This is a genomic window from Phyllobacterium sp. YR531, from assembly GCF_000282595.1.
GTDB lineage: Bacteria > Pseudomonadota > Alphaproteobacteria > Rhizobiales > Rhizobiaceae > Phyllobacterium.
This window is the reverse complement of the sequence record NZ_AKIZ01000018.1, coordinates 105,229-129,051: the sequence shown is the minus strand read 5'-3', so window position 1 is coordinate 129,051 and position 23,823 is coordinate 105,229. Positions and strand designations below refer to the sequence as shown.

Below are 23,823 nucleotides of genomic sequence, written 5' to 3'. Positions count from 1 at the left end.
AGACAATCGTGACCCGCATTTTCGACTTCGATGGACCAAACCTTGATCGTGGCTTCGTCAACCTCAGGACGGCTGACCATCCAGTCGAGAGGGAATTGCACGACCTCATCGAGCGAATGTGGGAGCGCTACGAGCCGTATGCCGATCCGGATTTCCGCCATGGCTTTGCGCGCGACGTCGACGGCCGTTTCTGGGAAATGTATCTTGGCTGCACCCTCCTCGACGCCGGCCGCAGTCTGCTGCCGGCTTCCGAACGCCTGCGCGAGGGCGGTCAACCCGACCTCTGTGTTCTGACGGACGAAGGCCGAATCTGGATCGAAGCCATCGCGCCGGACGAAGGCGACCCCGGCCCGGATCAGGTTGTCCGGCCTGTGCCGATGAACGAGGGCGGCGGCCTCAGCGCCGCACCAATCCGTCAGGCGCAACTTCGGACCACCAGCGCCTTCTGGACCAAATTCCAAAGAGTTCAGGACTACCTGCGAGAAGGTGTCATCGGCGAGAATGACGTTCGCATCATCGCGATCAGCGCGAGCCGGTTTGGGGTCTATGTCTCCGAGCGCCCACCGCTGATCATGTCGTCCCTGTTCCCGATCGGCGGCGCCTACATCACCATCGACCGCGAGACGGACGAAGTGGTGGATCAAGGTTTTCACGCCGCGCCGGAGATCCCGCGTCAAGGCGGGCCGATCCCGCGCACCGCCTTCCTCGATCCGGCTTTTGCCGATGTCTCCGGCGTTCTGTGGTCTCGCGTCAGCCTGGGCAATCTGTCCCGCGGAACCAGGCCGCTGACCTATGTCCACAATCCTCTCGCTAGGCATCCATTGCCGGTCCACTGGGGTGTCTGGGACCGAGAATTCGTGACCGTCGTTGATGGCGAGGATTGGGAAGCGACCGACATCCTCGCACCGCAGCCAGAAATCGAACCATCGGCGGCCGAATGAGCGCGACGCCGATCGACGTATGGAACATCGGGACGGCCTTCCTTGCTAATTCAGTGCCTTGAGCGCCGATGGCTAAGACACTCAACGAGGAAGCCATCGAACGCCACCAGGAGGCGCTGATCCAACCAGCTGCCACCCTGTATGCCGTCCAGAAGGTTTTTGGAGAACAGGCCAAGGCCAAGTCGATGGCCGCATATGGTCGGCTGATCGATGCCCACATGATCGTGACCGGCGTCCTCGCAAGCGGCATCTTGCGGATCAATGGCGCCGTAGTTGAAGGCGATCAGACTGCCTTCGAGCGCGATGCGCTGTTTGCTGCCTTCATCATCGGCCTTGAGCCCTGTGAGCGCGCCATCGCCGAGGCCCGCTATCTACAGGCCCACGCGCTGCTGCGCCAGGAGCTCGAGATCCTCGCCCAGCTCAAGGCGGTCGGTGCAAACCGGCGAAAGCCCAGCGGCTCCCCGAATGTCAGCCCTCGAGCAATCGCTCCGCCGTCTCTATGGAGACCTTTCTGCGGCTGCCCATGCGTCCCGGCACGACATCGTCCAAAGCGCGACCGCGTGGGACGGTGAACTGGACGGCCTGCCCGGCCCGACAAACATGACCCGCTATTTCCCGGAGACCGACGAAGGGCTCGCAAGGCGATCCTACGCCCTCCACATTTACATGATCATCCGCCTCGTTGAGGAATTGAGCGTTGATCTTAGCGCTCGTCATAAATCAGCAGCGTTTACCGACGCGGAAAACGAGGCGCTGAAGCTTGCAATAGACTTGATGGCGGCAGAAGGAATGCTTGAAATCGTCACTGACGCCAATTCGAACAGCAATACTGATATTTAGTGGATTGCCGCGTCGTCCGATCGCTGGTCCGACGCATAACGATCAATACGCTTGGGGGAGCAAATGCCAGCTACTGCATTTTCCGTGAGGTTCGAGCGCGAACTCGATGTCGACCAACTCGCGATCCTGATGACCGGCACACAGCCGACGCAAGACCGCGACGGAGCCGAACTTCTCAGCATGTTCGGCGATGCGATCCGCGCAGACGTTCAATGCTCATCCTGCGGTAAATTCGGCGCTCACATCGTACGGCCCGCAAAGTCGCGAGCATCCAAGGCAGTCCTCCGGCAAGCCCACTTCAGGTTTGTCGATCCGAATGGCGGCGACGCCCACCATCCATTCTGCGAATTCCACGGGAACGACGAAACTCGTTCGACCCAAGATAGCCTCCTCGACTTCGGATCGGAAAAAAGCGCTGAAACAAGAGCCATACGGCTCCTGGTATGCAAGGGCATCGAGCAAGGCATATTTGACCAACGTCGTATCCGGGGCATGCGGCAGTGGTTCTTCGATCTCAAATCCGCCACCCGCTTCACGGTATCGATGCCGTTGGAGGCTATCTCTTGGGCCCATGCACTTCAGCGCCATCCCCACCATCAGCGCTGGCAGTTCCACCCATCCCAGGCGGAGATGCCCGCCTTCGACTGGAAAGCCGCCGCAAAAAAGCAGTTCACCGAAGAGCATTTTCATCTGTTCGAACTGGTGAAGGGCGGATTGCTACCGTTCGAGGACGCGACGTGGCGGCAAGCGAGCGAACTCGCTCAGAAAAATCATGGGCGCGAGGTGTTCGACGTCACCAAGCTCCAGCCCTACTACGAGGCCGCGATCTCGCTTTGCATCTTCGTCGCCGCGAATGGAGGCATCGATTTCGGCAAGCGGCAGCCTGAAATCTATCGATGGAAAGGCGCGCCAACGGCATTGCTTGCACTATGCGCGCTAGTGCTATTCGTCTCGGATTGGGACATGAACGCTGCGATCGCAGCGTTCGCCAAGCTGTTGTCCGCGCCGGAACCCAGCGACGTCGCACTCGGCAACGTCATCGGACTCAACCCCTTTCATGAGTACGGCGCGTGGCGCCTCGTTATCGCCTCCGGCGAGGTCGCCGCCAAAAGCCCGAATGGACTGGATTACAACGCCCGGCTCGCCGCCACCGAGGCTGCAATGCGCGAGCAGCATCGTCAGTGGAAGGAACACCAGCCCTAGGGTCGGCTCAGAAACGTCGAAGCCGACGGAACCGCTCAGGCGATTAGTTCTATCTCGCCAGGCTCAAACCACTCCTGCCGAATCATCGCGTCGCGCGCCAGCGTCGGATCAGCAGTATAGTAAACAACGGCAAGGCTTTGCTCGGCTCGGCTGCAGGTCACATAAAATAGTCGTCGCGTCCGATCGATGGTCGTCTCCTTCCCGGCCGCTTCATTCTCAAGATCGGTCTTACTCTTCGCCTTCGTCTCGAAAAGCTTGTCATAGGCGAACATGAAACCGCGGGCTTCATCGTCGCTAACGACAACCATTACCCTTGGAAATTCCAGCCCTTTTACCCCCTGGTGCGTGTCGAACTGCGAGACGCCACGAACGTAGCGATCATATCGCTCGATCTGGTCGAAGGGCGCCTCAAGTGCCAACCGCCAACCGCCCAACTCGCTTTTGACATCGACTTCCTCTTCCTGGTCGCCGGCATCGCCGTCTGCGTCAATCTCGCCGTCCGCGACGACAGCATCGGCGGCGGAAAACGGAACCAGCACCTCGGGAATCGTGAAGAGGTTAGTTTCGGCGACATAGCGCAAAACCGAGCGCGCAGTCGGCTTCTCATCCTTGTTCACCAGGGCCAGCAGGCCATCACAGGCAGCCTTGACCTTGCTGAGAATGTCGACCTGCTTCTCGCCGGCAGCTTCAAGCGCTTTACGATCGAGGAGCGGAGACGTGCGCCGAACGACTGCGGCGACGGCAAATCGATCGCCCGCGCGCAGGGCCGCGACCAGCGGCAATATCTCGCGGGTGAAAAGTCCGATGCCCGCGCCCGTCCCTTGCAGGAAGCTCGTGCGGATGCGCTCGACCGCGTAGAGAGGCTCGAAGAATTGTTCGAAGCCAAACCGGCGCGCGGACATCAGGTGCTCCAGCGCCAGCGTCTTGACCGCTTCGGCTCCGTCCGCCCAACTCGGATCGCCCGTGAGCTCCGCCATTCGTGCAGCGACGGTAGCCTCGGCCGCACTCTTGTCGGCTATCGCCTGCGAGACGACGAACAGCCGAACAACGCCCTCTCCAGCATCGCTGCGTGGCTCCTGTTCCTCGCCATCCTCATCCCGTCTAATTTTATTGATGAGCGTGATGACCCGCGTGGGGCAACGATGGTTCATCCGCTTCCGCGGCCTGGCCCAGGCCTGCGGGATCGCCTCCGCTAAACGCTCCTTACCGTCGGCGTAGATGCGCTGCATTGTGTCGCCGAAAAGCCCCAGGCAAAAGGCCTCGTGGTATCCCGCCTCGACACTGAGCAGCGCGTCCATGAGCCTCCGGCTTGTATCCTGGCTCTCGTCGATCAGCAGGATTGGGAAACGGGTCACTAGCAGCCGGCGCAAACCAGGCTTTGCGCTGAGAAAATCGGCGGTCATGGCGATGACCTCTGCGTGGCTCAGAGAGTCCCGCGTGCGGTTGTCGCCCGTGGGGCTGTAAACGAATCGCGTAATTTCGGCGAGGTTCTCGCGGCGACGCCGCTTGCTTTCTATCGAGCGAGCGCGGTCCGACGCGGCTTTGCTGTTTGCCCGACCCTTCGCCTGTGCTTCCTCCAGCTCGGCTATATCCGCAAGGAGCCGGGTCGACAGCCACCCCCGAATATCACCGTCGTAGCCGGCAATCAGAGACCACGCGAACGCGTGAATGGTCGACACCTCTACGCGAGGATCGAACTCGAGCCGTTGCTTGATCTCGTCGCAGGCGGCGTTGGTGTAGGTAATCACCCCGATCTTCTGACCAGATAGCGACAACCGCCTGCCCTGCTCCTTACACACCGTCCGGATCGCCTCAACGAGCGACCGGGTCTTGCCTGATCCGGCGCCGGCGTAGAGAAAGAAGCTCCTTGGCTTCTCAATGTTCAAGCAGGCGAGGATCGTTTCGTCGGCTTCGGAATCAAATTTGTCGTCAACCGCGCTCATGCGTCGACCCCTTCGATTTCGGCGCCGACATCCTCTGCGACCGGCGGGTTAACCTCGACTTCCTCCGGGGGCGGCTCCTCCTTAACCAGGGGCAGAATCTCAACCTGCTTTTTCTTGAGCTGCGCGAGTAGCCACTCGAGTCCCTCGGCGATGTAGCGCGGCACGACGATGGTGTCGAAGTTCTCAACCTCCATCACGTCAAGCGCAAACTCGGCCTTCTTGCCGTTCTTGAGAGCGAGGTACATCTTCTCGCCGATCGCGGCCGCCCCGCCACTATCCACGATCGCATCGCGAAACTTGCGGACCAGGCCGGTCCCATCCAGTTCGGAAAAGAGGGTGAGGTTCTCGAACGCCAACGCGTCCTCAAACGTATACGGATATGCGACCTCCGGCCCCACAAAACCCGGGGACGTCACGCCCAACGGGGTCTGATACGCGGCCCGCACGGCAAAGAGCGGGTCGTCGTCTTCATACAGCGTCTTCGTCCCGCCATCAGCTCGCATCAGCTCATCGACGTCGTCGAGCTTTGGCACCCATGTCTTCAGCGTCGCATTATTGGTTTTTTGACCAGCGCCTTTCGCGGGTTGGACAGAGGCGCCACCCGTTCCATCCAGCGTATCCAGGTCAGTGATGATGAGGGTCAGCAAACCGAGGTGATCAATCAAGGGCTTGAGACGGTGCGCGTGGCTTCCTCCGATCTCAAGCAAGGTGATGTAGCACTGGTTGAGCTCGTCATAGTGCGCTCGGATGAAGTTAGGTACGAGCATCCGCTCTGCCGGTCCTTCGACCAAGATCGCCGCATCGGCGAAAAATAGATCAGCGTGTTGAGCTCTGAGATAGCGGGTGACGAAACGCTCGGTTTCGCTTCCAGGACCGAAGACCTCCGACAGGTTGATCACTGTCGAGACAGGTACGTTTGCCGCCATGCCCGCCGGCAGTCGCCGGAAATAGCGCAGGCACGAGAACGACGTCTCATGCGCGACATGGCTGGAGTGGGTACTGACCACGAGTTGGGTGCGTAGCTTCTTGTTTTCGCCGAGATCGTCATGGGCGCGCAACACCGCATAAGCTTTCTTGATGAAGACCTGCTGCACCTGAGCGTGAAGATGCGCCTCCGGCTCTTCGACGAGCACCAAATGGAGCGGCTCTGTCGTGGTGACCGTCGCACCGGTCGAAGCCTTCCCCACCCGCATCCAAGCGTCGCGAAAGCTCATCAAACGGAATATCATCGAGATCAGGTTTTGATAGCCGAGACCGTTATTCGCCTCGGGCAATCGCAACACCGGTGTCATCGCACCGTCGCCGGCGATCACGTCCACCTCGAAGCTGATCGCCGCGTTGTGGTTGAGACCGTCGATCGCCTTCAAGCGTGTGGAGACACGAGGGCGCGGGTCGGTCACGCCAGGGTATCCCATACCCTCGACCTCTGTGAACGCGGCCTTGAAGCTCTCGGTCAGCCGCTTGTCGAAGGCGTCTTGCGCGGCTTCGATCGCTTGTAACGCGCCAAGATCCTTCGGATCGGGGCCCTTCGTGGGATCGAGGTGTTTGGCATAATAGCTTCTTAGCTGGTCTGACAGTCGGCTGCCCGTCGCCGCCGCGGGGGCATTGTCGTCTTCAACAGCTTGCTGCTCTTCACCGAATCCCCGCTGCGCGGGGATGTCGTGGACGCGAATCAGGCCGCCCAACGGGTCGCCGTCGATCGGCCGCGAACCGCCCGATAGGACCTGCGGCCGCGCCAGCGACTTGGCGGGAGTAACGAGCTGACCAGGATCCAACGAGTAGGCCCGTATGGTGAAGTGCGTCGACAAACGCTTGCTGAGAAAATCGACGAGATTTTCCGGCCAGATCGTCAGCTTAGGCGGTATAGCCGGCGGATCAGCTTCAGGGTTCTCCGCTGCAGTGGCGGCGATTGCCGCCGCCCTCATCGTCTCTGCGTCGCTGACGGCGCCCATGAACTCCTTATACAGGAGTGCGAGCTCCTTCGGCTCGTAGCGCAGCCGGACACCCAACCTTCCGCCTTCCCAGTCCAGTGTCGGGATAAGATCGCGCACGTGATGCATCTCTCCTGTCTCGACATGCAGCCATAGGTCCAGCGTTGGCAACGCGCTGATCCATGGATCAACGACGAGGTCGACGACCTCCTCAGCGTTGCGCGCAGCTATCCAGCTTTCCCCCAACGCAACGATTGTGGGCCAATGACACAGGGTGAAATCGTGCATCTCGAATGGGCACCGGCGGGGCGACAGGAAACGCCGAAGGGCGAGCATCGCTGAGGTCTTGCCACTATTGTTCGCGCCGACGAACAGGGTAGTCGTACTCGAAAGATCGACCCGCGTGCACAAAAGCTTCCTGAAATTGGCGATCTCCAAAAATTCGATATGCACTCGACTTCCCCCCGCCCTTCTATAGGACACCTCCAGCATTGAGCTGCGCTACATGCCGTTTCTCGAAATATGCATTTGTTTGTTCCATCGCGCGCGGCTTCGGACGTGGAACAGGGCGCGGATACTTCCCGCGCCCTGCTCCCGTTACGCGCGGCGGACTGGCGCCGCCGACGACCCCTTGTTGATCTCGATCGAGCGATCACAATCGCCTTCGGCGACATATGCCTCGCTCGACATCGAGATGATGCGGCAGTTGGAAGCGACCAGGCGCCAGCGCCAGCCGTCGGTGCGATACTTTTCGTAGTACATTTGTAGTCCTCATGGTTCACGCGGCTTGACCAAGTACGAAGCACGACGCACATAAGGAGTTCGACCACCCATGCGTCTGCGGCCCCAAAGCCGCGGCTGGGGACCAGCGGGCTCGGCGCGTCAACGCCGGGCCCGTTTTCGTTTGCACAGCATGAAGCGGCTGCAACCAGATTGCAATAGGCTTTTTCTGTATGAGAAGCCCTCTTACTGAATTTCGCTTGATTTTTTGCTGTAGTGGCGTAAGGTGCCGCCATGGTCGCTCTCTCAAAGTTCGCGTTGATCGCTACTGGTGTTGCCCCGGACAAGTTGCGGGACGACCCCGTCCGTTTCGTGCAGATTCGCGATCTCGCGGGCGCTCGCAGAGATCTTACAATCGGGGAGCGGCCGCTCGTCGCCCGTGCGCTACCCATTCAAGCGGGTGACATCTTGGTCGCCGCACGAGGCGAGCGAACGCTTGCCGCCGAGGCTGATGAGGATCTTTTCGGCGCTTACGCGAGCCTGGATCTATACTTGGTCCGACCGGAAGCGACCCGACTTGACCCCTCATTTCTACTGGCCTTTCTCCTGTTGCCTCAAACGGGCGTCAGACTGCGCGCGTCGACCGCTGGCGCTTCTCTGCCCCGCATTGCCCGTGATGATATTGCCCAACTCGACCTGCCCGACCTTCCGCTCGAACGGCAGCGCGCGATCGGTCAGCTCGCACGCGCGCATCGAACCCATCGCGAGTTGCTGATCCACCTAGCTGGGCGCCATGCGATGGCGGCCGATCTTCAGATCCTGGAAGCGCTACGCGTTTCAACCGAAAGATAAACCTATGCCTACCATTGACGATATTAAGAACTCCGTCTGGTCTGCCTGCGACACCTTCCGCGGGACGATCGATGCTACTCAGTACAAAGACTATATCCTTGCTCTTCTATTTCTAAAGTACATCAGCGACATCTGGAAAAAGCACTATGATGAGTTTGCTGAGGAGTATCGGGACGATCCAGCCGATGTCCGCGAGCTGAGGATCCGTCGCAAGCTTGAGCGTGAGCGGTTCAAGCTGAAGGAAGTTGAAGTCCGTAACAGCAAGGGCGAGGTCATCGACCGCTTTCTCAGTTCCTTTGACAGCCTCTTTGAACGACGCGCGAATGACAACATCGGAGAGCTGATCAACATCGCGCTGGACGGCATTGAGCAAGCTAACGATCCCAAACTGAAGGGCGTTTTCCGCAATATTGATTTCAACTCGGAGGCTAACCTCGGACAGACCAAAGACCGCAATCGGCGGCTCGAAACGCTGTTGAAGGACTTCGGCAAGGCTGCCCTCGATCTCCGCGACATCAAAGAAGACGTCATCGGTGAAGCCTATATCTATTTGATTGAACGCTTCGCCTCGGACGCTGGCAAGAAGGCGGGTGAGTTCTTCACGCCTCGCCGCGTGTCGGAATTGGTGGCAAAGCTGGCTGCGCCCAAGGAAGGCGCTCGTATCTGCGACCCCGCTTGTGGCTCGGGTGCCCTACTGCTGCGGGCCGGCGAAGAGGTCGGCAGCAAGAACTTCCGCTTGTATGGCCAGGAATCTAACGGCCAGACGCGAGCGCTCGCGCGGATGAACATGTTCCTGCACGGACAAGACAGTGCGCGCATCGAGTGGGGCGACACGCTCAACAACCCTCTCCTTCTTGAGGGCGACCATCTCATGCGGTTCGACACGGTGGTCGCCAATCCGCCATTTAGCCTCGACAAATGGATTGGAGATGGCGCGAGCAACGATCCCCATCGCCGCTTCGCTCGCGGATTGCCACCTAAATCGAAGGCCGATTACGCGTTCATCCTGCACATGCTGGCAGTCGCGCGCCCGGCGGAAGGCCGCGTAGCCATCGTGGCTCCTCATGGAGTTCTATTTCGAGGAGGCGCGGAGGGGCGAATCCGCGAAAGCCTGGTGAGAGAGAATTTGCTCGACGCGGTGATTGGATTGCCAGCGCAGCTCTTCCCCACCACCGGCATTCCGGTGTGCATTCTCATCTTCGATCGCTCGCGTGAGAGCGGCGCCATTCGCGAACACGTCAGAGACGTGCTCTTCGTTGATGCGAGCCGCGGCTTCGATCCCGGTAAAAAGCAAAACGAGCTTTCTGAAGGTCATCTTGCCGCGATAGTGGATACCTATCAGGGGCGGAGCAGCATCCCCAAATATTCGTATGTCGCTACGATAGACGAGATCATTAAAAACGACTTTAATCTCAACATACCTCGCTACGTCGACACCTTCGAGCCTGAGCCGGAGATCAACCTCCAAGCCGTGCAAGACGAGATCAGAGGGCTTGAGGAACAGCTCGCGACCGTCAGGGCTGAAATCAACGATCACCTTGTCGCACTTGGAATTCGCCCATGACCGACCTACGCAATCTTGAGTTGGCGGACGAGTCAGATGAGCTCACCACCATTTTCGAACAAGACGAGAGCCGCATCGTTTCGGCGCTTCCGCCCAGTGTACAATTGGGCATACCCAAGCTGGGCAAAACGCCCGCTAATTGGCGACGCTTCCGCTTAGGCGATGTCTTGAGGATCGTGGAGCGACCAGCCAACGTGGTCGATAATAAGGTCTATCAACTCGTAACTGCCAAGCGCAGCCGCGGGGGCATCGTTGGACGTGAAGCGCTGCGCGGCGATCAGATCAAGACAAAAACGCAGTTTTTTGTGCTTGAAGGAGATTTCTTGATCTCAAAGCGGCAGATCTCTCATGGAGCCTGTGGTCTTGTTCCGGAGGAACTCGATGGAGCGATCGTTTCAAATGAATATACAGTCCTCCACACCTCAGAATATCTAGATCCTGACTACCTTAGATTACTTTCCCATACGATCTATTTTCAGCAGGCGTGCTTTCAGTCAAGCATCGGTGTCCACGTCGAGAAGCTGTTATTTCGTATCGACGATTGGTTCAAATGGGAGATCGATCTGCCACCAATCGCCGAGCAACGGCGCATCGTCGCCCTCCTCAGTAAGTGGGATCGGGCGATAGACACTTACGAAAACTTGACTCGAGCGAAGGGCGACCGTTTCGAAGCCGCCCTTGCGCAGCTTATCGGTAAGGCGCAGTCGGAGCGGGAACCTCCCAGCGGGTGGCACAGGTCGGAACTGACCGACCTTGCACGCATCCGTTCTGGTGGAACGCCGGCAAAGACTGATGGTCGCTTATGGGGCGGGACCCTGCCTTGGATTTCCGCCAAAGACCTGAAGACGTTCTACTTGACAGATGCAACTGAGAAGTTGAGCGAGCTCGGCGCAACCAAGGCCAGTATTGCCGCGTCCGGAACAGTTCTGATCCTCGTTCGGGGCATGGGCCTCTTCAAAGACATTCCCATCGGCGTTACAACGCGCGATTTTGCCTTCAATCAGGACATCAAAGCACTCGTCACCGGTGCCGAGATGAATGCGCGCTTTTTAGCATACGCCCTAAAGTCACGCCGAAGAGCCCTGATGAGCCGCGTCGATAGTGCCGGACACGGCACCGGGCGGTTATCAACTGACTTCCTTGAGAGTCTTCCGATTACCTACCCAAGCCCGGAACTCCAGGATAAGATCGTGAATAGTCTGGACCTCGTGCAGCACGATTTTACGCTTTCGTCGCGCGTTCACGCCCGGATGGTTTTGCAGAGAAAAGAGCTTATTCTCCAGCTACTAGACGGAGCCTCGCGGAGAATAGCGCGCCTTCCCACGGCGCTAGCGACCGAAGAACCCTCCATCCGTTTCCAGATAGCGCGATGAACGACTCTCCCGCATTCGCACTTTCCGAAGCAGGCGGAGCCCAACTCGCTGCACTCGCGACACTTTCAAGTCTCGGCTGGCACTATGTGCCTCGGGCGCAGGCCGATCGTCTGCGCAGCGGGCGTAGAAGTGAGGTCCTCCTAAACGACATCTTGCGTTCGCAGCTTGCCCGGCTGAACAACATCACGTGGCGAGAACGACGCCACCTGTTCTCGGAAGCAAACATCGAAACAGCAATCCGGCGACTGTCAGGCGTCAGGTATGACGGCGTGCTTCGAACGAACGAGGTCGTGACCGACCTCCTCCAGCTCGGCATCGCTCTGCCTCAGACAATCGACGACACGGCTCGCGAATGGCCTTTCCGCTATATCGATTGGGACGACTGGCGCGCGAACGCCTTCCACATGGCGGCAGAGTACCCGGTGGAGTGGCCTGGCGGGGGATCCGTACGACCCGACTTGGTACTATTCGTGAATGGTATCCCGTTCGCCGTGATCGAGGTGAAATCGTCACGGGAGAAGACCGAACAAGGTATCACGCAGACAATCCGCAACCAAAAGGCCGACGTGGGGTGTCCAAACCTTTTCTTCTCGGTCCAACTCGTCCTGGCGGCCAATCCTCACGAACCGCGCTATGCGACTGTCGGCACGCCCCTGAAGTTCTGGTCGAGCTGGAGAGAGCGGGAAGACGCTCCCGACTTCGCGAGGAAAGTGGTCGCTCGTTCGCTCGACTCCATCGAAGCAAAGCAGATATTCGACGACTTCGCTCCGCACCGTCGGCGCTTCGAAGCCCTAGCTGAACAAGGCCGCGAAGCGACGCGACTGGACGAGACCCTCGTCGCCCTCTTCCGGCCGGAACGCCTGCTGGACATGGCGCGGCGCTTCACCCTGTTCGATGGGCCAGTGAAGAAGGTCGCGCGCCACCAGCAGGTGTTTGCGATCAACAGCGTGCTCGGCCGCGTCCAGAAGCTCGAAAACGGGCGCCGGGCCGGCGGCGTCGTCTGGCACACGCAAGGGTCGGGCAAGTCCCTGACCATGGTCATGCTCGCCCGCACCCTGACCGCCGCCGTTAAGGGCGCGCGCCTCGTGCTCGTAACGGACCGTACTGACCTCGACGACCAAATTGCCCGCACTTTCGCAGCCACCGGACTTGCCCCTCAGCGCGCCCGAACCGGCGAGCACCTCATCGAGTTGATTGAGGAGCGCGCCCGAGTGATCACAACAGTCATTCACAAATTCCGTGCGGCGCTCGGCAAGCGGCGTGTTGTCGACCGAAGCAGCGATATTTTCGTGCTCGTCGACGAGAGCCATCGGAGCCAGTACGGCGACCTTGAAAGCCTTCACGCCCGCATGCGTGAGGTCTTTCCACAAGCCTGTTTCATCGGCTTCACCGGTACGCCGATCGCCAAGCGGGAGCGGAACACCTTTCGCCAGTTCGGACCGCTCTTCGACCCGGTCTATTCGATGCGCGACGCGGTGGGCGATGGCGCCGTTGTTCCTCTGCTCTATGAAGGCCGACACGTCGAGGAGGACGTCGATGAACAGGCGATCGACACCTGGTTCGACCGCGTTACCCGTGGCCTGTCCTCTGCCCAGGCTAATGACCTGAAGCGCAAGATGAGCCGTCCGCGCGCAGTAGCCGGCGTCGCCGCGCGGCTAAAATGCATCGCGTTCGATGTCAGCCAGCACTTCACCGAACACTTCAAGGGTTCGGGCCTGAAAGGGCAACTCGTGGCACCCTCAAAACGGGACGCCATCATTTTGAAGCGTCTGATCGACGAGTTCGGTGAGATCAGCGCCGAAGTCATCATCTCTGCTCCCGATCAGAGAGAAGGCGACACGGACATCGACGAGGGGGTAGACGACGTCGTCGTCGCGTTCTGGCGTCGCATGATGGCGCGTTACAGAGGCGAGGAAACCTACAACAAAGGAATCATCGACGCGTTTAAGGGACCAGGCGACCCTGACCTCCTGATCGTAGTCGACAAGCTGCTGACCGGTTTTGACGCGCCGCGCAACACGGTCCTTTACCTCGCCAAGCCTCTGAAAGAGCATGGATTGCTGCAAGCGATCGCCCGTGTGAACCGCATTTTCGACGAAGACGGCGCACCGCCGAAACCCTTCGGCTACATCATCGACTATTGTGGGGTTCTCAGAAATCTCGGCGACGCCCTGAGCGCGAACGACGCACTCGCGGCCTTCGACGATGAGGATTTGGCGAAAGCTTTGACCGATGTGGCAGATGAGGCCCGTCGTCTGCCGTCACTGCACGCAGCGCTCCTCGATTTGTTCAGCGGGGTCGCGAACCGCTTCGACGAGGAGGCCTACGCCAAGGCGTTGATCGACGAGGCGCTGCGGGAAGAGTTCTACCGCAGGCTTGGCCAGTTCTCGCGCTGTCTCACCGTTGCTCTGTCGTCGCGCACCTTCCAGGAGGAAACTCCGCCCGAGCGTCTCCAACGATGGCGGACTGACGAAAAGCGGTTCGTGGCGCTTAGGGAGCATGTCCGGGCCCGTTATGCGGAGAAGGTAGATTGGTCAGACTATGAGCACCGCGTTCGGACGCTGCTTGATCAGCACGTGACTGCGCACGAGGTGATCACAGTTGTCGAGCCGCTGAATGTGTTCGACGAAGGCGCGATCGAGGCGGCACGCGCGGGTAAAACTCGCTCCGACGCTTCCATCGCCGACGAGATTGCCCATCGTGCCCTTCAGGTAATCGAAGAGAAATGGGAGCAGGATCCGGTCTTCTTCGAGAAGTTTTCCAAGCTGATCCGGGATGCTATCGACGCGTTCCGGAGAGGCCGTCTGGAAGAGAAGGCTTACCTGGCCGAAGTCCGCCGCCTCCGGGATTCCGCCGAACGGCGCGAGGACGCTGACGATCCAACACCGGAAGCGATTCGCGGCAAGAGCCATGAAACCGCCTTCTGGGGTATCGCGCGTCGCGAGCTCGCGAAGGCCGGCTTCGATCGCGACGGCGTCGCCGTCGATATCGCGGAAGCGGTCACCCGGATCGTTGCTCAGCACCGCGTGATTGGCTGGCAGAGCGATCGGGACACTGAGAACCGAATTCGGAACGATATCGACGACTTCTTCTTCGATGAGGTGATCGGGCGACGGAGACTCGCAGTCGATCCGGCGGTGCTCGACGCGATCATGGACGACGTCATCGCCTCAGCGCGCGTGCGGATGGCGGACGATGGCCGGATCCACTGACCTTGCGTTTGATTGGGGCGGAGCTTCGATCGCATTCTCGGTGGAACGGTCCGAGCGGCGTACTTTGCGTATTGCGGTGACGCCCGATGGTGAAGTCGTCGTTTCGGCCCCGACGCACGCGCAGGACGCCGACATCGTCAGCCGGGTGCGGCGGCGTGGCGCCTGGATCGTTCGTCAGCAAGCCCGGTTCGACCGGTGGCGGCCCCGCACGCCCCTGCGGCAGTACGAAAGCGGCGAGACGCACCTCCTACTCGGACGACCGTATCGGCTTCTTTGCCAGCCGGACCCGACGGTTGACGTACGTATCGACGGCGACCGGATCATCCTCAGGCTACCGCAGGACAAAGGTTTGGTATTCCGTCGCACGGTGCTTCGGCACTGGTACGGCCTCCACGCTCATCGTGTATTCCCCGAGCGGCTGGCCGCCATGCTGCCACCGTTCGAAAGACTTGGCATCGAACGGCCTCGGCTGGTCATCCGCCAGATGACGCATAGATGGGGTAGCTTCACTGCCAAAGGCGCGCTCGTCCTCAATCTTGAGCTCATCCGCGCCTCGCCTTCGTTGATCGATTACGTCATTGCCCATGAGCTTACACATGCCTTGCATCCGGATCACGGCGCCGGGTGGCAAGACTTGTTGAGCCGGGTAATGCCGGACTGGCGCAGCCGGAAGGATGAGTTGGAGCGTGAGTTGCTCTGAATGAAGACCAGCGCCGAATGGTGTTGCGGACCCGGGCGCGGCTTCCGGCTCGCTCCCTCGTCGGTGAGCACAACTACCTGCGCGGACGACTGCGATAACGTGACGTGAAATGAGGGGGAAAGCTTTCCCCTGCGGCCCAGCCCCAGGTCTCGACCGCCCCCTTCTGCGGGGAGACCCCGCAACGCCCCCCAAGAGTGAGAGTGAGGACCGGCTTTGCCGTGACGGGTTGGAGGTCGAGAGAGAGGCTCTCGGCCGCCCGTCGCGGAGTAAATCCCGATGGCTACTGCAGCTCAAAAGATCGTCCTGCCATCTTCGCGTGACATCCCCTTCAACAAGCTGGTGCTCAGCCAGTCGAACGTCCGGCGCGTGAAGGCCGGCGTCTCGATCGAGGACCTCGCGGCCTCGATCGCCCGGCGCGGCCTAATCCAGAGTCTCAGCGTCGTGCCCGTCGCCGATGCCGAGGGCAACGAGACCGGCATGTTCGAGGTGCCCGCCGGCGGCCGCCGCTTCCGGGCGCTGGAGATGCTGGTCAAGCAGAAGCGCCTCGCCAAGATCGCGCCGGTGCCCTGCGTGGTGCGCGAGCGCGACAGCGCCATCCTCGCCGAAGAGGTCTCGCTCGCCGAGAATATCGAGCGCGCGCCGCTCCATCCCCTCGACCAGTACCGCGCCTTCCAAGACATGCGCGACAAGGGCATGAGCGAGGAGGAGATCGCCGCAGCCTTCTTCGTGCCGGACCAGGTCGTGAAGCAGCGGCTGCGGCTGGCGTCCGCGTCGCCCGCGCTGCTCGACATCTATGCCGAGGACGGCATGACGCTGGAGCAGCTCATGGCCTTCACCGTGTCGAGCGACCATGCCCGGCAGGAGCTGGTCTGGGGCGCGATCAAGGACGCCTGGTCCAAGGAGCCGTACCAGATCCGGCGCATGCTCACCGAAACCACGGTGCGGGCGTCGGACAAACGGGCCGTGTTCGTCGGCGTCGAGGACTATAAGGCGGCCGGCGGCGTCACCATGCGCGATCTCTTCCAATCGGACGATGGCGGCTGGCTGCAGGACCCGGCGCTGCTCGATCGTCTGGTCGCCGAGAAGCTGAAGGCCACGGCCGAAGCGATCGCGGCCGAGGGTTGGAAGTGGATCGAGGTCGCGGTCAGCTTCCCCTACGACGCCACGCGGGGCCTGCGCGAGCTGCAAGGCGAACCACTCAACCTCTCTGCCGAGGAGCAGGCCACCATCGAAGCGCTCAACACCGAATATCAGAAGCTCGAGGCCGAATATGAAGGCGCCGACGAGCTGCCGGACGAGGTCGATCAGCGCCTCGGCGAGATCGAGACGGCGCTCGCCGCTTTCGAGTCCCGGCCGGTGCGCTTCGAGGCCGACGAAATCGCCCACGCAGGCGTGTTCATCAGCATCGCCCACGACGGCAGCCTCGACATCGACCGCGGTTACGTACGGGCCGAGGATGAAGCGCCGATCGAGACCGAGAGCGAGACCGTCGTGGAAGCCGGCGCCGATCCGACCGAACCGGTTGTGCAGCGGGCCGTCATCACGATTGGCGGGCAGCCCGCCGGGCCCGAGGACGATGGGGACGATGGGATCATCAAGCCGCTGCCGGAGCGCCTGGTCATCGAGCTGACGGCCTACCGCACGCTCGCGCTGCGAAATGCCGTCGCGGAGAACCCGCACGTCGCGATGACCGCGCTGCTCCACAAGCTGGTCTCGGACACCTTCATGACCCGGATGTATACCGGCGCCATGGAGGCCGGGGTGAAGCACATCTTCTTCCCCGCCCAGGACGACACGCTCAAGGATAGCCCGTCGGCGCGCGCGGTGCGGGACCGTCACGACGCCTGGGCTGGCGACATCCCGAAGGACGATGACGCGCTGTGGGATTGGCTCGCCGGCCTCGACGACGCCAGCCGGTTGGCGCTCTTGGCGCATTGCGTCAGCTACGGCGTTAACGCCCTCTATGAGCGCCCGAACCCGCACAGCGCCGGCGGCATATCCCAGCACACGCTGGACATGCGGCTCGCCCAGGCCGACCGCCTGACGAGGGCGACCGGGCTCGATATCGTCGAAGCCGGCTGGCGTCCGACCTTCGGCAACTACCTAAACCGGGTCACCAAGCCCCACATCCTGCAGGCGGTCCGCGAGGGCGCCGGCGAACAGGCCGCGCAGCTCATCGACCATCTGAAGAAGGGCGACATGGCCAAGGAGGCCGAGCGCCTGCTGGCCGACACCGGCTGGCTGCCGGAACCGCTGCGTTTGGTCGACAATGCCGATGTCCCCACGCTGGAAATCTCGAACGTCAGCGAGGACGGTTCGACGCTTCCTGATTTCCTCGTAGGTGACGACGATGAGATCTCGGTTGAGGACGAGGAACTACCTCTCGTTGCCGCCGAATGATTGCAGGGCCGGAGCAGCAAACCGCTCCGGCCCTTTTTTTTCATGCTTGCCGCTTGACCTGAGGCTGCACACGCACACCATCGATCCAAACCGCAATCCTGCCGGTAGCCACGAGATCAGACGTTTCGGCGACAAACCGCCGAACAGCCCGCGTGCTACCGACATCGAAGCGATGCCGATAGCCGGCCGCCACCGCCGCATCGGTGAAACCGTTGACGGCGGCGAACCCGGCCGCCTCCTGGACCTCGAATTGCACGGCCCACCGCGTGCGGCGAGGACGCACGGCATCCCGCACTTCGACGCTGATGCGATGCTTCGCGCCATTCCGCACCGTCAAAGGCGCTATCATCTTCTGGGGAAACGTAAGTACCTTTCCCATTCCGTTCTCCGTCATGTTCGGCGGTTTTGAAAAGGAACGGGATCGGTGAACCGCGCAGCCGAGACCCGCCCGCGAAATCGCGTTGGCAGGTCAGCGGCGGCCCGTTGGTTCGGGCAGTTCAGCTATTGCGACTATCGTCACAAGCGGTTCTTGCCGTGCTTCGCGTCACGGCGACCCTGACATCCTCCAATGTAGTCCCGAAGCGGGAATTCTCAAGCGCGTTTGTCGAGAGAGTTAGAGGTTGGCCGGGACAGGTTTGAGCCCGTCCGGTCGAGAGAGAGCGCCGGACCGGCTCGTCCGTCCCCGCTCTTTCGAGGTATCCTCCATGCATCGCACCCCAATCCCGGGAGCCGCTCTAGCGGCCTCGCTTCCGCTCGCGCCTGATGCGCGTCCGGCCGCCGCCATTCTCGCCGCCGCCGGCCATCTCCTTCCTCATCTCGAACAGGGCCGCGTGATCGACGCCGCGATCTTACGCTCCGCCATGGAGCAGGCCTTCGGCGCGTCCGACGCCAGCGGCGCTTGGGACTGGAAGACGGCCTACGACGCTTGCGAGGCGGCGACGGTGCTCTTCCTGCGCAAATACGGAAAGCCGCTTTTCCGCAAAGCCGCGTCTCCGGCGGCACGGCTCGCCGCGCTCACCAAGATCGCCGGGCTGCTGCCGACCCACACGCGCCGCTCAGAGGAAGCTGAGACCTTCCAGCAGTTCTCGACGCCGGCCCCGCTCGGCCTGGCCGCATTAACCGCCGGATCGCTCACACCCGCCGACCGGGTCCTGGAGCCCTCGGCCGGCACGGGCCTGCTCGCCGTCCTCGCGGAGATCGCCGGTTCCGATCTCATCCTGAACGAACTGGCCGAGACCCGCGCCGATCTTCTCGCATCTCTCTTTCCAGGCGTCCCCGTCACGCGCTTCGACGCCGCCCAGATCGACGATCATCTCGATCCCACCACCATCCCCAGCGTCGTCATCATGAACCCGCCGTTCTCCGTCATGGCGAACGTCTCCGGTCGCGTGGCCGACGCCGCCTATCGCCACATCGCCTCGGCGCTGGCGCGACTTGCGCCGGGCGGCCGGCTGGTGACGATCACCGGCGCGAAATTCTCGCCCGAGCTGCCGGCCTGGCGGGACAGTTTCGCACGGCTGCAGGAGCGCGGCCGCGTCGTGTTCACCGCGGCGGTCGCGGGCTCGGTCTATGCCAAGCACGGCACGGCCATTGAAACGCGCCTGACCGTCATCGACAAGGCGCCGGCCGAGGACGCCGCTCGTTTCCCCAAATCTCCCGGTGTCGCGCCGGACGTGGCAACGCTCCTCGCCTGGATCGAACGGGGTGTCCCGCCGCGGATGGATGTTTCGCTGCCGAAGGCCGCGCCCGACGCCGCGCCGCGCAGCGAGCGCGGCTATCATGCCCGTGCCGCAGCTACCACGCCCGCCCAGCGCGCGGCTGAGATCGAAGGCGTGTCGCTCGACTATGAGACCGTGGACTGGACGCCGCTCGAGGGTGGCCGCCTGTCGGACTCGATCTACGAGGCCTATGCCCTCCAGTCGATCCGCATCCCGGGCGCGCAGCCCCACCCCACCAAATTGGTGCAATCGGCCGCCATGGCGTCGGTCGCTCCGCCGAAGCCGAGCTATCGCCCGACGCTTCCGGCGCCGATCCTTACCGATGGTCTGCTGTCCGACGCCCAGCTCGAGACGGTGATCTATGCCGGCGAGGCCCATTCCGAGTATCTCGCCGGCGCTTGGACCGTGGACGAGACCGGCGATCTCGTCACCGCCGCGCCGGACGATGCCCCAAACGCCATCCGTTTCCGCCGTGGCTTCATGCTCGGCGATGGCACCGGCGCCGGCAAGGGCCGCCAGTCCGCCGGCATCATCCTCGATAACTGGCTACAGGGTCGCCGCAAGGCCGTCTGGATTTCGAAGTCGGACAAGCTGCTGGAGGACGCGCAACGAGACTGGTCGGCGCTCGGCATGGAGCGCCTGCTGGTCACACCGCTGTCGCGCTTCCCGCAGGGCACGCCGATCCGGCTGAACGAAGGCGTCCTATTTCTAACCTACGCTACGCTACGGTCCGATGACCGTGGGGAGAAGCTTTCGCGGGTCAAGCAGATCGTCGAATGGTTGGGCTCCGACTTTGATGGAGTGGTCATTTTCGACGAGTCCCACGCGATGCAGAACGCCGGTGGCGGCAAGGGAGAACGGGGCGACGTGGCCCCGTCGCAGCAAGGCCGTGCGGGGCTCCGGCTCCAGCACGAGCTGCCGGGCGCCCGCGTCGTATACGTCTCGGCGACTGGCGCGACGACCGTCCACAATCTCGCCTATGCCCAGCGGCTCGGCCTGTGGGGCGGCAACGATTTTCCCTTCGCCAATCGCGCCGAATTCGTCGAGGCCGTTGAGAATGGCGGCGTCGCGGCCATGGAGGTGCTCGCCCGCGACCTGCGCGCGCTCGGCCTCTACACGGCCCGGTCGCTCTCCTATGACGGCGTCGAATATGAGCTGGTCGAGCATCAGCTCACGCCCGAGCAGACCCGCATCTACGATGCCTATGCCGGCGCCTTCGCCATCATCCACAATCATCTCGATGCGGCGATGCAGGCCGCCAACATCACCGGCTCGACGGGGACGCTGAACCGGCAGGCGAAGTCCGCCGCCCGCTCGGCTTTCGAGAGCGCCAAACAGCGCTTCTTCGGTCATCTCTTGACCAGCATGAAAACCCCGACGCTGATCCGCTCGATCGAGCAGGACCTGGCCGATGGGCACACAGCCGTCATCCAGATCGTCTCGACCGGCGAAGCCCTGATGGAACGGCGCCTGGCCGAGATCCCGACCGAGGAATGGAACGATGTGCGCGTAGACATCACACCGCGCGAATATGTCCTCGACTATCTTGCCCATTCCTTCCCAGTGCAGCTCTACGAGCCGTTCTCCGACAGCGAGGGCAAACTGTCGTCGCGGCCGGTCTATCGGGACGGCCAACCCGTGGAGAGCCTGGAAGCCGTCGCCCGGCGCGACGAACTGATCGAGCGGCTCGCATCGCTTGAGCCCGTGCCCGGCGCTCTCGACCAGATCGTCCAGCGTTTCGGCACCGATGTCGTCGCCGAGGTCACCGGCCGGTCGCGGCGGGTGGTGCGCAAAGGCGAGCGCCTCGCCGTCGAGAACCGGGCGGGATCAGCCAATCTCTCCGAGGCGGCTGCCTTCATGGACGACCAGAAGCGCGTCCTCGTCTTCTCCGACGCCGGCGGCACGGGGCGCAGCTATCACGCCGATCTCGCCGCCAAGAACCAGCGCCTGCGTATTCACTATCTCCTGGAGCCGGGCTGGAAGGCTGACGCCGCGATCCAAGGACTCGGTCGCACCAACCGCACCAACCAGGCACAGCCGCCGCTCTTCCGGCCGATCGCCAGCGACGTGAAGGCCGAGAAGCGCTTCCTCTCGACGATCGCGCGCCGGCTTGACACACTGGGCGCCATCACGCGCGGGCAGCGCCAAACCGGCGGCCAGGGCTTGTTCCGGCCCGAGGACAATTTGGAAAGCCCATACGCCCGCGATGCGCTCCGCCAACTCTTCCTGTTGCTCGTCCGCGGCAAGGTCGAAGGTTGCTCGCTCGACCGCTTCGAGTCCGCCACCGGCCTCAAGCTCATGGATGACAACGGCATCAAGGATGAGCTGCCGCCGATCACCACCTTCCTGAACCGGCTCCTGGCGCTGACGATCGACCTGCAGGGCGTGCTCTTCACAGCGTTCGAACAGCTCCTCACCGCCAAGGTCGAGGGCGCGATCCGCAGCGGCGTTTACGACATCGGACTCGAGACGCTGCAGGCGGAGAGCTTCGTTGTTACCGCCAGCCAAGTGATCCACACCCATCCGGGCACCGGCGCGCAAACGCGGCTGCTCACCATCACCCGCCGCGAGCGCAATCGACCGACGAGCCTGGCCGACGCGCTCGACCATCTCTCCGATCCACGCGCGCGGCTCCTGGTCAACGGCCGCTCGGGGCGCGCCGCCGTGCAGATTCCCGCACCGTCGATGATGCTCGACGATGGCGAGATCGAGCGCCGCGTCTGCCTGATCCGGCCGATGGAGCAGCATCACGCGCCGCTGCGCATGATGGACGAAAGTCATTGGGAGGAAGCCGATCGCGCCGCCTTCGCTGCCGCGTGGTGGGCCGAACTGAATGATGTGCCGGAGTTCTCCGACAGCACGATCCATATCGTCGGCGGCCTGCTGTTGCCGATCTGGAAGCGGCTGCCCAACGATTCGACCCGCATCTACCGGCTCCAGACCGATGCCGGCGAGCGGATCATCGGTCGCCGCGTCTCGCCGGCCTGGGCGGCCAATGCCGTCACCACCGGCGCCGCGTCGCTGACCCCGGATCAGGCCTTCGTCGCGCTAATGGACGGCAACACGATCCTCGATCTAGCAGACGGCCTTCAGCTTCGCCGAGCGCGCGTCATGACCGCCCAGCGACTAGAGCTGACCGGCTTCACCGAGGCGATGCGGGACCGGCTGCGGGCATACGGCCTGTTCAGCGAGATCATCTCGTGGAAGCTCCGCTTCTTCGTGCCGGTCGATGCCACCGGGCCGGGCGTCCTCGCCAAGCTGCTCGACACCTTCCCGGTGGCGCGCATCTCCGAGCGGGAGGCTGCGTGATGGCACGTCAGGACGCTTCCGATCTCGCGCACAGTCTCGGCCGGCAGGCCGAGGCGGTGTGCCGGCATTACCTCTCCAGCGGCCGCCGCGAGGGCGGCTACTGGCTGGTGGGCGACGCGCGCAACACGCCCGGCCGCTCGATGTATGTCCGGCTCAAGGACACGCCGAAAGGACCAGCCGGCAAATGGACCGATGCGGCGACCGGCGAGCATGGCGACCTCCTCGACGTCATCCGCGAAAGCTGCGGCCTGATCGACTTCAAGGACGTCGCCGACGAGGCCCGATCCTTCCTCTCGATGCCGTTGCCGGAGCTGGAACCTCGTGAGCACCAGCGGCAAAGCCCGGCGCCGCATGGCTCGCCCGAAGCGGCGCGCCGACTGGTTCGCATGTCGCAGCCGATCCACGGCACGCTCGTACAGGCGTATCTGCAGCAACGCGGCATTACGGATGTGCGCGGAACCGGAAGCCTGAATTTCCACCCGCGGTGCTACTATCGCCCCGACGAGCATTCGCCGACGGAGACCTGGCCGGCGATGGTCGCGGCCGTCACCGACCTCGGCGGCAAGATCACCGGAGCGCATCGCACCTGGCTCGATCCCCACCGCCGTGACAAGGCGCCGATCGACACGCCGAGGCGGGCAATGGGCGATCTTCTCGGCAACGCTGTGCGTTTCGGCATGGGTGGCGAGGTGATGGCGGCCGGAGAAGGCATCGAGACCGTCCTGTCGCTCCGGCAGGTCCTGCCCGACATGCCGATGCTGGCAGCACTCTCTGCAGCCCATCTCGCCGCCATCCTGTTCCCCGACACGCTGCGGCGGCTCTACATCGTCCGCGACAATGATCCCGCCGGCGATGGTGCGCGTGACAGCCTGATCGAACGGGCCAACGGGGTCGGGATCGAGGCGATCGTCATCTCGCCGGAACTGGGCGATTTCAACGAGGATCTCCGCACTCTCGGCCTGGACGCTCTGAGGACGGAAGCCCGGCTGCAGGTCGCGCCGCAGGACGTGGCCCGCTTCATAGCGCTGGCGGCATAGCCGGCAGGAGAACGGGGCTACGGGACGCCGCCGTGCTCGGCGGATGCATCGATCCGTCGGAGTGGGACCGCGCCTCGGCC

The 23,823-nt window shown here is 62.5% G+C and carries 16 protein-coding genes; 12 read left to right on the top strand and 4 right to left on the bottom strand.

The genetic code is table 11. The features are described from left to right. Positions 1 to 8: 8 nt before the first annotated feature. The 4 genes from PMI41_RS12225 to PMI41_RS12215 all read left to right on the top strand — a co-directional run bounded on the left by PMI41_RS12225 (position 9) and on the right by PMI41_RS12215 (position 2,984). A complete protein-coding gene (locus PMI41_RS12225) occupies positions 9 to 941 on the top strand; it encodes a hypothetical protein (protein ID WP_008125184.1) in 933 nt (310 codons plus the stop codon). A 68-nt stretch (positions 942 to 1,009) separates the two neighbouring features. Continuing rightward, positions 1,010 to 1,513 (top strand): hypothetical protein, encoded by a 504-nt coding sequence (locus PMI41_RS12220; RefSeq protein WP_008125183.1) that lies wholly within the window; start codon positions 1,010 to 1,012, stop codon positions 1,511 to 1,513. A 28-nt stretch (positions 1,514 to 1,541) separates the two neighbouring features. After that, positions 1,542 to 1,781, top strand: coding sequence for a hypothetical protein (locus tag PMI41_RS25195; protein ID WP_162130122.1), 240 nt, complete (start codon positions 1,542 to 1,544; stop codon positions 1,779 to 1,781). Positions 1,782 to 1,844: 63 nt separating this feature from the next. Then, positions 1,845 to 2,984 (top strand): hypothetical protein, encoded by a 1,140-nt coding sequence (locus tag PMI41_RS12215; RefSeq protein WP_008125179.1) that lies wholly within the window; start codon positions 1,845 to 1,847, stop codon positions 2,982 to 2,984. Positions 2,985 to 3,019: 35 nt separating this feature from the next. Here the strand turns inward: PMI41_RS12215 and PMI41_RS12210 are convergent, their stop codons facing one another. The 3 genes from PMI41_RS12210 to PMI41_RS24745 form a co-directional block, all read right to left on the bottom strand. Further along, positions 3,020 to 4,927 (bottom strand): UvrD-helicase domain-containing protein, encoded by a 1,908-nt coding sequence (locus tag PMI41_RS12210; protein WP_008125177.1) that lies wholly within the window; start codon positions 4,925 to 4,927, stop codon positions 3,020 to 3,022. Then, positions 4,924 to 7,311: an AAA family ATPase gene (locus PMI41_RS12205; RefSeq protein WP_040854729.1), complete on the bottom strand. Its 2,388-nt coding sequence runs from the start codon at positions 7,309 to 7,311 to the stop codon at positions 4,924 to 4,926. Before PMI41_RS12205 ends, PMI41_RS12210 begins: the two co-directional genes overlap by 4 nt. 144 nt (positions 7,312 to 7,455) lie before the next feature. After that, positions 7,456 to 7,620 carry a DUF1508 domain-containing protein gene (locus PMI41_RS24745; RefSeq protein WP_008125173.1) on the bottom strand — a complete coding sequence of 55 codons (165 nt, stop codon included), beginning with the start codon at positions 7,618 to 7,620 and terminating at the stop codon, positions 7,456 to 7,458. A gap of 252 nt (positions 7,621 to 7,872) precedes the next feature. Between PMI41_RS24745 and PMI41_RS12200 the strand changes: the two genes are divergently transcribed. The 6 genes from PMI41_RS12200 to PMI41_RS12170 all read left to right on the top strand — a co-directional run bounded on the left by PMI41_RS12200 (position 7,873) and on the right by PMI41_RS12170 (position 17,679). Continuing rightward, a complete protein-coding gene (locus PMI41_RS12200; RefSeq protein WP_008125171.1) occupies positions 7,873 to 8,430 on the top strand; it encodes a hypothetical protein in 558 nt (185 codons plus the stop codon). Positions 8,431 to 8,434: 4 nt separating this feature from the next. Next, a complete protein-coding gene (locus PMI41_RS12195; RefSeq protein ID WP_008125169.1) occupies positions 8,435 to 9,994 on the top strand; it encodes a type I restriction-modification system subunit M in 1,560 nt (519 codons plus the stop codon). Then, positions 9,991 to 11,367, top strand: a complete 1,377-nt coding sequence (locus tag PMI41_RS24245; protein WP_008125167.1) for a restriction endonuclease subunit S — start codon at positions 9,991 to 9,993, stop codon at positions 11,365 to 11,367. Before PMI41_RS12195 ends, PMI41_RS24245 begins: the two co-directional genes overlap by 4 nt. Then, positions 11,364 to 14,579 (top strand): HsdR family type I site-specific deoxyribonuclease, encoded by a 3,216-nt coding sequence (locus tag PMI41_RS12180; protein ID WP_008125165.1) that lies wholly within the window; start codon positions 11,364 to 11,366, stop codon positions 14,577 to 14,579. Before PMI41_RS24245 ends, PMI41_RS12180 begins: the two co-directional genes overlap by 4 nt. Continuing rightward, complete coding sequence (locus PMI41_RS12175) at positions 14,563 to 15,279, top strand: SprT family zinc-dependent metalloprotease (protein ID WP_008125163.1); 717 nt, start codon at positions 14,563 to 14,565, stop codon at positions 15,277 to 15,279. Before PMI41_RS12180 ends, PMI41_RS12175 begins: the two co-directional genes overlap by 17 nt. A gap of 276 nt (positions 15,280 to 15,555) precedes the next feature. Beyond that, entirely contained in the window at positions 15,556 to 17,679 is a 2,124-nt protein-coding gene (locus PMI41_RS12170; RefSeq protein ID WP_008125161.1) for a ParB/RepB/Spo0J family partition protein, read from the top strand. Positions 17,680 to 17,719: 40 nt separating this feature from the next. Here the strand turns inward: PMI41_RS12170 and PMI41_RS12165 are convergent, their stop codons facing one another. After that, complete coding sequence (locus tag PMI41_RS12165; protein WP_008125158.1) at positions 17,720 to 18,058, bottom strand: hypothetical protein; 339 nt, start codon at positions 18,056 to 18,058, stop codon at positions 17,720 to 17,722. A gap of 325 nt (positions 18,059 to 18,383) precedes the next feature. On the opposite strand from PMI41_RS12165, the gene PMI41_RS12160 reads away from it, so the two are divergent. Together PMI41_RS12160 and PMI41_RS12155 are read left to right on the top strand one after the other, a co-directional pair. After that, positions 18,384 to 22,706 carry a strawberry notch family protein gene (locus PMI41_RS12160; protein WP_008125155.1) on the top strand — a complete coding sequence of 1,441 codons (4,323 nt, stop codon included), beginning with the start codon at positions 18,384 to 18,386 and terminating at the stop codon, positions 22,704 to 22,706. Further along, complete coding sequence (locus PMI41_RS12155; RefSeq protein ID WP_008125153.1) at positions 22,706 to 23,743, top strand: toprim domain-containing protein; 1,038 nt, start codon at positions 22,706 to 22,708, stop codon at positions 23,741 to 23,743. The genes PMI41_RS12160 and PMI41_RS12155 overlap by 1 nt, the downstream gene beginning before the upstream one ends. The last annotated feature ends 80 nt before the right edge of the window (positions 23,744 to 23,823 follow it).

Bases quoted from the DNA above. Each gene is read 5' to 3' on its own strand.
- PMI41_RS12220 (WP_008125183.1), top strand. From the start codon at position 1,010: ATGGCTAAGACACTCAACGAGGAAGCCATCGAACGCCACCAGGAGGCG.
- PMI41_RS25195 (WP_162130122.1), top strand. From the start codon at position 1,542: ATGACCCGCTATTTCCCGGAGACCGACGAAGGGCTCGCAAGGCGATCC.
- PMI41_RS12215 (WP_008125179.1), top strand. From the start codon at position 1,845: ATGCCAGCTACTGCATTTTCCGTGAGGTTCGAGCGCGAACTCGATGTC.
- PMI41_RS12210 (WP_008125177.1), bottom strand. From the start codon at position 4,927: ATGAGCGCGGTTGACGACAAATTTGATTCCGAAGCCGACGAAACGATC.
- PMI41_RS24745 (WP_008125173.1), bottom strand. From the start codon at position 7,620: ATGTACTACGAAAAGTATCGCACCGACGGCTGGCGCTGGCGCCTGGTC.
- PMI41_RS12200 (WP_008125171.1), top strand. From the start codon at position 7,873: ATGGTCGCTCTCTCAAAGTTCGCGTTGATCGCTACTGGTGTTGCCCCG.
- PMI41_RS12195 (WP_008125169.1), top strand. From the start codon at position 8,435: ATGCCTACCATTGACGATATTAAGAACTCCGTCTGGTCTGCCTGCGAC.
- PMI41_RS24245 (WP_008125167.1), top strand. From the start codon at position 9,991: ATGACCGACCTACGCAATCTTGAGTTGGCGGACGAGTCAGATGAGCTC.
- PMI41_RS12180 (WP_008125165.1), top strand. From the start codon at position 11,364: ATGAACGACTCTCCCGCATTCGCACTTTCCGAAGCAGGCGGAGCCCAA.
- PMI41_RS12175 (WP_008125163.1), top strand. From the start codon at position 14,563: ATGGCCGGATCCACTGACCTTGCGTTTGATTGGGGCGGAGCTTCGATC.
- PMI41_RS12170 (WP_008125161.1), top strand. From the start codon at position 15,556: ATGGCTACTGCAGCTCAAAAGATCGTCCTGCCATCTTCGCGTGACATC.
- PMI41_RS12165 (WP_008125158.1), bottom strand. From the start codon at position 18,058: ATGGGAAAGGTACTTACGTTTCCCCAGAAGATGATAGCGCCTTTGACG.
- PMI41_RS12160 (WP_008125155.1), top strand. From the start codon at position 18,384: ATGCATCGCACCCCAATCCCGGGAGCCGCTCTAGCGGCCTCGCTTCCG.
- PMI41_RS12155 (WP_008125153.1), top strand. From the start codon at position 22,706: ATGGCACGTCAGGACGCTTCCGATCTCGCGCACAGTCTCGGCCGGCAG.